We start from the raw sequence: 7,561 nt of genomic DNA, 5'->3' as shown, positions 1-7,561 counted from the left end.
CGCGAGCCTCAACCTCATCATGGGTTTTGGCGGCATGATGAGTTTTGGCCACGCCGCCTATCTCGGTATTGGCGGCTATGCGGTCGGCATGCTGGCGCAGGAAGGCGTGGGCTCGGGCTTCATCCAGTTTCCGGTCGCGCTTGCGGCCTCCGCGCTTTATGCGTTGGTGATCGGCGCGCTGTCTTTGCGCACCCGCGGCGTCTATTTCATCATGATCACGCTGGCGTTCGCGCAGATGGCCTATTACGTCGCCTCGGGGCTGGCGCGTTATGGCGGCGATGACGGCCTCACCGTCTACAAGCGCAGCGACTTCTCCGGGCTGATTAATCTGTCGAACCGCACGCAATTCTATTATCTCTGCCTCGCCTGCCTGTTCGGCGTGGTCTTCCTGATCTGGCGCATCGTCAATTCGCGCTTTGGCCTCGTCCTGCAGGGCCTGCGCTCCAACGAGCAGCGCATGCAGGCGATCGGCTTTCCCTCGAAACGCTACCAGCTGGTCTGCTTCGTCATCTCGGGCATGATGTGCGGCCTCGCCGGCGCGCTGCTCGCCAACAACACCGATTTCGTCAGCCCGGCCGCGATGTACTGGACCCGTTCCGGCGACCTCATGGTGATGGTGATCCTCGGGGGCATGGGCACGCTGTTCGGTCCGGTCATCGGCGCGGTGGTGTATTTGTTGCTGGAAGAGTTCTTGTCGCAGCTCACCGAATACTGGGCGCTGATCATGGGTCCGCTGCTGCTGCTGATCGTGCTGTTCGGCCGCGGCGGCATCATGGGCCTGCTCGGGAGGCTCAATCGTGGCTGAGCCGCTGCTCCGCGTCGACAGGCTGGTGCGCCGCTTCGGCGGCATCATTGCGACGGACAACGTCTCGCTCGACGTTGCGGCAGGCGAGCTGCACGCCATCATCGGCCCGAACGGCGCCGGCAAGACCACGCTGATCAGCCAGCTCACAGGGCATCTGGAGCCGCATTCCGGCAGCGTCTCGCTGGCGGGGCGCGACATCACCTATCTGCCGGCCTATCGCCGCTGCGCGCTGGGCCTGGCACGTTCTTTCCAGATCACCTCGCTGCTGCTCGATTTCACCGCCGCCGACAATGTCGCGCTCGCGGCGCAAGCGCATGCCGGCACCTCGTTCCGCTTCTTCGCCGATGCACGCAACGAGAAGGGCCTGCGCGATGCCGCGCATGCCGCGCTCGATCGCGTCGGTCTCGTCCATCGTGCCGATGTCCTGGTGTCCAGGCTCAGCCATGGCGAGCGTCGCCAGATCGAGCTGGCGGTTGCGCTGGCAAGCAAGCCGAAACTTTTGCTGCTCGACGAGCCGATGGCGGGACTCGGCGTCACCGAATCCCAGCGCATGGTGCAGCTGCTCCAGGAGCTGCGCAAGGAGGTCTCGATCGTCCTGGTCGAACACGACATGCCGGCGGTGTTTGCGCTCGCCGACCGCATCTCCGTGCTGGTCTATGGCCGCGTCATCGCCTCCGGCGATCCGGCCGCGATTCGGGCGAACGAGGACGTCAAGCGCGCCTATCTCGGCGAGGCCCATGTGGTGACGCACCATGGATGACACGCTGCTCGAGGTCGACGGCATCGAGACCTGCTACGGCCTGTCCCAGGTGCTGTTCGGCTTGTCCCTGTCGGTCAAATCAGGCGAGATGGTCTCGCTGATGGGTCGCAACGGCATGGGCAAAACCACGACCATCCGATCCATCATGGGCCTGACGCCGGCGCGCGCCGGCAGCATCCGCTTTGCGGGCTCGGAAGTGCGGACGCAGCCGTCCTACAGGATCGCGCAACTCGGTGTCGGCCTCGTCCCCGAGGGGCGGCAGATCTTCCCGAACCTCACCGTGCGCGAAAACCTTGTCGCGGCAGCGGCCGATCGTTTCGGCAGCAGCAATCCCTGGACGCTGGCGGCGATCTACGTGATGTTTCCTCGCCTGGCCGAGCGCGCTTCCAATATGGGCAACCAGCTCTCCGGCGGCGAGCAGCAGATGCTCGCCATCGGCCGCGCGCTGATGACCAACCCGAAGCTGCTCATCCTGGATGAAGCGACCGAAGGCCTGGCGCCTCTGATCCGCGAAGAGATCTGGAGCTGCCTGTCGCTGCTCAAGAGCCGGGGACAGTCGATCCTGGTCGTCGACAAGAACGTCGACCACCTCGCCCGCATCTGCGACCGCCACACCATCATCGAGCGCGGCAAGACGGTATGGAGCGGCACCTCGGACGAGCTGTTGGCTGAGCCGGATCTGCAGCACAAATATCTAGGGATTTGAGGGTGAGGGCGCGATGCTGGGCGCCGCTCATACGTTATCGTCCTGGCGAAAGCCAGGACCCATAGCCACCGAATTCAGTTTGGCGAAGATTGGCGGTTAGCAGCCGCGTGCGACAACTTTTCCCTGGGGTAATGGGTCCTGGCTTTCGCCAGGACGACATTGGCAATCACCAGTAAATCCCGTGCCGATGCAGTTCGCGAATCACGCGGGCCTCGGTGGATGGCTGGCGACGTTTCGGCTTGGTCGTTTCTCTTGTGCTGGCAATCGGCGCGGCACTGGACTGAGTTGCGGCCGGAGCGATCGCGGTTGTCGTCGCAGTCGCTGCCGGAGACGTTGAAGCTGCGGCCGTGGTCGCCGTCTGGACATTCGTGGGTGCTGCCGCCGGAGCTTGTGGCGGCGTGGCTGCTGTCGTTCCCGGCTCGGCGGTCTGCTGGCTCGCATTTGTCGCCGCAAGGCTAAGGCTCCGTGGTCCGCCGGCATAGGCCTGGCTTGCCAGCAGCGACATTGCCGCGATCAGGATCAGCTTTCGCATGACACCCTCCGTTCGCTAGTCAATCGCTCTTACCTAAATCCGCTGGGCCTCTATCGCGACGAGCGACCCGCCCCGATCTCAATCAGAGTGGCGCGGCAGGACAGGCGATAGATCAAACTGAACAGATGACCCCACATGACCGAACTCCTTTGTTGATCACGGAGCAAATCTACATCGCCCGTCTTTCCGGCGGTTTTCGTGGGCCTTGGAAAATGGCTTCGTCGGGAGCGGTGAAATGTCGTCGGAACTGAGCGGACGAAGTCGCCTCACGGGGAGGTGAGGGCGTGTCTGGCTCAAAACACCTCGAAATATTCGCGGTGCTCCCAGTCGGTCACCTCGGACAGGAAGCGGTCGATCTCGGCATTCTTGATGTGGGTGTAATAATCGACGAACTCAGGCCCGAGCTTTTCGCGGAAGAACGGATCGTCCTTCAGCGCGCTGACCGCGTCGCGCAGCGATTTCGGCAACAGCGGCGCCTTGGTTTCGTAAGGCGTGTCGGCAGACGGGCCGGGATCGAGCTTGCGGTCGACCCCGTCGAGGCCGGAGAGGATCTGCGAGGCCATGTAGAGATAGGGATTGGCGGCGGGCTCGCCGATGCGGTTTTCCAGGCGCGTGGCGGCGTCGCCGGCGTCGCCGAGCACGCGGATCATCACGCCGCGATTGTCGCGGCCCCAGATCGCGCGGTCCGGCGCCAGCGAATAGGAGCGGTAGCGCTTGTAGCCATTGATGGTCGGGGTGGTGAACACGGTCGACGCGCGGGCGTGGTCGAGCAGGCCCGCAAGCCAGGCGCGGGCGAACGCGCTGAGCGGCTCGCCGCCGTCTTTGGCCATGAACTGGTTCTCGCCGCTCGCGCGCGAGACCACCGATTGGTGCAGATGCCAGCCGCTCGCGAACAGGTTCGGCAGCTTCGGCCGGCACATGAACGTGGCGTGATAGCCGTGGCGGTGCGCGATCTGCTTCACGGCAGAGCGAAACAGCACCATGTTGTCCGCGGGCTCAATGCCCTTCTTCGGGGCGAAGGTGAATTCGCACTGGCTCGGCCCGAACTCCACCTCGACCGAGCGCAAGGGCAGACCGAGCGCGACGATGTCACGCCGCAAGATCTCCAGCACCGGCTCCATCTGGTCGAAGCGCTGCTCGGTGAGGTATTGATAGCCGTGGCTGAGCAGGCTCACCGAAGGCGGTGTGCCGGGCTGGCCGGCATCCTCCGGGCGCATATGCGGATTGTCGAGCTTGAAGATGTGGAATTCGACCTCGAGGCCCGCCACGAAATCATGGCCGCGACTTGCGAGCTCGTCGAGCACCTTGCGATAGAGCCCGCGCGTCGCGAACGGCACGGGACGGCCGTCGTTGAAATAGAGGTCGCAGAGAACCCAGCCCGTGGTTGGCGCCCATGGCAAAACGCGAAACGTCGTGGGATCGGCGACCATCAGCACGTCGGCCGCGCCCTCCATCTCCTTCATGCCGAAGCCGCCGCCTGACGTGAACACCGGAAACACCGTGCGGTGCGAGGTGTCCTTGGCGAGCATGGTGGTGGTGATGGAGCAGCCGCTCTCCAGCGAGGCGATCGCCTCGGAGGCGACGATGGTCTTGCCGCGCAAAATGCCGTGCTGGTCCGGGAAGGCGAGGCGGATGACCTCGAGATTCTTCTCGTCGACGATGCGCCGCACGCGCAATGCGGCGTCCTTCTGCTCATCCGACCACAGCGCATGACGCGCGACGAAAGTCACTTTGGCAGTTCCTTCTTGCTCGGCGAGAGTATAGCGGACACTGTCATCGTCCGCGAAGGCGGACGATCCAGTATTCCAGAGACGTCCGTGTGTTCACGAGAGGCCGCGACGTACTGGATGCCCCGCTTTCGCGGAGCATGACAGCGGAGAATGTGGAGCCGCCGTCTCGCCTCGCTAGCGGCGAACTGCATTATCACTCCGCCGCCGTCAGGCGATGCACGTTGTCCGCAATCTCCTTCGGCACCGGCGCCGTCCACGGCGCGCTGCGGCGGCGCTTGACGTCGACTTCCATCCAGTAGATCTCCCAGCCTCGGGTCGGCCCGATGCCGTCCATGGTCGCCGGGCCCTGGATCGATCGTGCGGTGGCCTCGTCGAGATGCAGCATCGGCTTCTCGCCGCCTGCGACCTTCTCGATCTCCTGCCGCAGCAGCCGACGGTATTGCACGATCGCCTTGTCGCTCGTGCCGAGGTGCTCCCGGGTGCGGTCCTGGATTGCGCCCATAGACTCCACCGCCCACTGGTCGTGGACGTTGATGTCGGTGCCCATGCCGGTATAGGTCGCCGTCTGCTGCTCGTGCGGGTCGAAGCCGTAATCGTTGGTCCTGTTCTTGCGAGATTTGTAGTCCGGCAGCTCATAGAGCTCGAGCCGCTGGTCGCGCATCTTCTGCTTGTCCACGGGGTTCGAATAACTGGTGAAGATCGCGTACCAGTAGCAGTTCTCGTCGTCGACCGGCACGTGCCACTGTGTGATCGTCATCTCCGTGCTCATGGGGATGACGAAGCCGTGCGGAAAGAGCTGGTTGGTGACGCGCACATGGGTGCGCTCCTCGTCGATCTCGCGCAGTGCGATCAGCCGCAGGCCGTATTCGGTGTGCTCGACATTGATGATCGGGCGATCGTATTCGCGCAAAATCTTCGTCATCGGCAGATCGCTGCCTGCCGATGCGCCCCGGAACTGCTTGCCGTAGGCCGTCGAGGTGTCCTCGTCCTCGAAGAAGCGATGCAGATAGGAGGCGTGCGCGGGGTCGATGCCGACTTCGAGCGCCTGGAGCCAGTTGCAGGCCATATGGCCTTTGAACGCGAAGGTGTGCGTGCCGGGCGCGACGAAGCAGTCGAGCTCGGGAAATGCCGGCGGCTCGCCCTCGCCGAGATAAGCCCAGAGGATGCCGCTCTTCTCCACCACAGGGTAAGAGCGCTGACGGATGTTCTGGCAGAGCTTCGAGTCCTTCGGCTCCGCCGGCGTCTCGATGCACTGCCCGGTGGCGTCGAACAGCCAGCCATGAAAGGCGCAGCGCAGGCCGCCATGCTCGAGCCGTCCGAAGGCGAGATCGGCGCCGCGATGTGCGCAGTGGCGATCGATCAGACCGTAGCGCCCGGTCTCGTCGCGGAACAACACCAGGTTTTCACCGAGCAATCTGACGGGACGGATCGGTCGATCGCCGTCGAGCTCGTCCACCAGCACCGCCGGCTGCCAGTAGCATCGCATCAGCTTCCCGCAGGGGTCCTTCGCACCGGTGCGGGTGATCAGGTCGTTCTGCTCCTGGCTCATCATGGCGAGTGCATCCTTTATGGAGTGGCGTTTGTTCGCCTATTGAACGAATGGGCGAATTATGGCATGCCTTGACGCGGCAGCAAGCACTATTTTGCACGAATGACCCGACACCATGCCCAAGCTGAAGCGACGCGAGAGCGACGAACGTGCGACGGATTTCGTCGAGAGCCTCGATCGCGGGCTGCGCCTGCTGCAATGCTTCGGCATCACGGCCGGCCCGATGACGCTGAGCGATCTCGCCCGTGCCGCTGAGCTTCCCCGCGCCACCGCGCGGCGCATGCTGTTCACGCTCCAGCGCGGCGGCTTCGTCAGTGGCGACGGGAAGCTGTTCTCGCTGACGCCACATGTGCTGACACTCGCCGCGTCGTATCTGCGGTCGAGCCAACTCGTCACGGTCCTGCAACCGGTGCTCGACCGCGTCGCGACAGCGGCCAACGAAATCTCCTCGCTCGCGGTGCTCGACGGCGATGAGGTCGTGTTCATCGCGCGCAGCAGTCCGGCGCGGATGTTCTCGGGCGGATTGGAAATCGGCTACCGGCTTCCGGCCTTCTGCACTTCGGTCGGCCGCGCCATGCTCGGTCAACTCGACGATGCCGAGCTTGCTGCGCGCCTGACGGCGACGAAGCGCGAAGCGCTGACGCCGCAGACGGTAACCGATCCCAAGGTGCTGCTCGCGCGCACCGTCGCCGATCGCGCGCAGGGCTATTCGCTGGTGGACCGCGAGGCCGAGCCGCATTTCCGCTCGATCTCGGTCCCCGTCCGCCGCTACGACGGCGTGATCGTCGCCGCCATTAACATGGGCGCGCACGTCGATCGCGTGCCGGCGCAGGAATTGATCGAGCGATTTTTGCCGCTGTTGCGTGAGGGCGCGGAGGCGGTGCGGTCGCAACTCTTGTAGCCCGGGTGAGCGAAGCGATACCCGGGAAAGTCATCGTGAAGACCCGGATGTCGCTTCGCTCATCCGGGCTACGCGCCCGTGCAAAAATCACTAGCGGTTGCGCATCCCGTCGGCGAGGCCGGACAACGCCTTGTCGAGGTCCTGCCGCGCTGCGGCGTCCACAACCGTCTCCTCCAGCGCACCGCGCATGCAGAGCATCCACGCGTCGCGCTCGGCATCGCCGATGGCAAAGCCGATGTGGCGCTGGCGCAGCCGCGGGTGGCCCTTCTCGACCGAATAGAGTTTCGGGCCGCCGGTCCATTTGGTGAGATAGCGCTTCAGCACATCCCTGATCAGGCCGAGGTCGTCCGCATGCATCGCGCGGATGATCTTCGCCTCCGGCAGCGTATCCATCCGCTCGTAGAAGCGATCGACCAGTCGATCGATCGTGGCGCTGCCGCCGATCCGCTCGAACATGGCGATTGCGACGTCGCTCTCGGTCATGGGAGTTCGGACCTACAGCGCGACGCTGCGCAGCCCGAAGCTGCGCGCTTCGTTCTGCAGCACCGGCCGGACCGCATCAACCAGGCGCGCCGCGG

At 64.5% G+C, this 7,561-nt stretch carries 8 protein-coding genes; 4 read left to right on the top strand and 4 right to left on the bottom strand.

Annotated elements, in window-relative coordinates:
• From IVB32_RS37510 to IVB32_RS37500, 3 genes are all read left to right on the top strand, one after another.
• The coding region (locus IVB32_RS37510; RefSeq protein WP_247413040.1) for a branched-chain amino acid ABC transporter permease at positions 1–805 on the top strand (805 nt) is incomplete at its 5' end.
• A complete protein-coding gene (locus tag IVB32_RS37505; protein WP_247370454.1) occupies positions 798–1,565 on the top strand; it encodes an ABC transporter ATP-binding protein in 768 nt (255 codons plus the stop codon). The genes IVB32_RS37510 and IVB32_RS37505, both read left to right, overlap by 8 nt.
• Positions 1,558–2,271: an ABC transporter ATP-binding protein gene (locus IVB32_RS37500; RefSeq protein WP_018456043.1), complete on the top strand. Its 714-nt coding sequence runs from the start codon at positions 1,558–1,560 to the stop codon at positions 2,269–2,271. Before IVB32_RS37505 ends, IVB32_RS37500 begins: the two co-directional genes overlap by 8 nt.
• A 166-nt stretch (positions 2,272–2,437) precedes the next feature.
• Here the strand turns inward: IVB32_RS37500 and IVB32_RS37495 are convergent, their stop codons facing one another.
• The 3 genes from IVB32_RS37495 to IVB32_RS37485 form a co-directional block, all read right to left on the bottom strand.
• Positions 2,438–2,803 carry a hypothetical protein gene (locus IVB32_RS37495; protein WP_085349666.1) on the bottom strand — a complete coding sequence of 122 codons (366 nt, stop codon included), beginning with the start codon at positions 2,801–2,803 and terminating at the stop codon, positions 2,438–2,440.
• Between the two features lie 293 nt (positions 2,804–3,096).
• Positions 3,097–4,533 carry a glutamine synthetase family protein gene (locus tag IVB32_RS37490; protein ID WP_247370452.1) on the bottom strand — a complete coding sequence of 479 codons (1,437 nt, stop codon included), beginning with the start codon at positions 4,531–4,533 and terminating at the stop codon, positions 3,097–3,099.
• A gap of 193 nt (positions 4,534–4,726) precedes the next feature.
• Entirely contained in the window at positions 4,727–6,085 is a 1,359-nt protein-coding gene (locus tag IVB32_RS37485; protein WP_085357720.1) for an aromatic ring-hydroxylating dioxygenase subunit alpha, read from the bottom strand.
• Positions 6,086–6,197: 112 nt separating this feature from the next.
• Here IVB32_RS37485 and IVB32_RS37480 point away from each other — a divergent pair, with 112 nt between their 5' ends.
• Positions 6,198–6,983 carry an IclR family transcriptional regulator C-terminal domain-containing protein gene (locus IVB32_RS37480; RefSeq protein WP_247370450.1) on the top strand — a complete coding sequence of 262 codons (786 nt, stop codon included), beginning with the start codon at positions 6,198–6,200 and terminating at the stop codon, positions 6,981–6,983.
• Between the two features lie 90 nt (positions 6,984–7,073).
• On the opposite strand, the gene IVB32_RS37475 is transcribed toward IVB32_RS37480, so the two are convergent.
• A complete protein-coding gene (locus tag IVB32_RS37475; RefSeq protein WP_247370448.1) occupies positions 7,074–7,466 on the bottom strand; it encodes a group II truncated hemoglobin in 393 nt (130 codons plus the stop codon).
• Positions 7,467–7,561 lie beyond the last annotated feature (95 nt).

The organism is Bradyrhizobium sp. 23 (assembly GCF_023073295.1).
GTDB classification, from domain to species: Bacteria; Pseudomonadota; Alphaproteobacteria; order Rhizobiales; family Xanthobacteraceae; genus Bradyrhizobium; species Bradyrhizobium canariense_D.
Note: the sequence above shows the minus strand (reverse complement) of the source record. Positions and strands in the feature narration are given on the sequence as shown.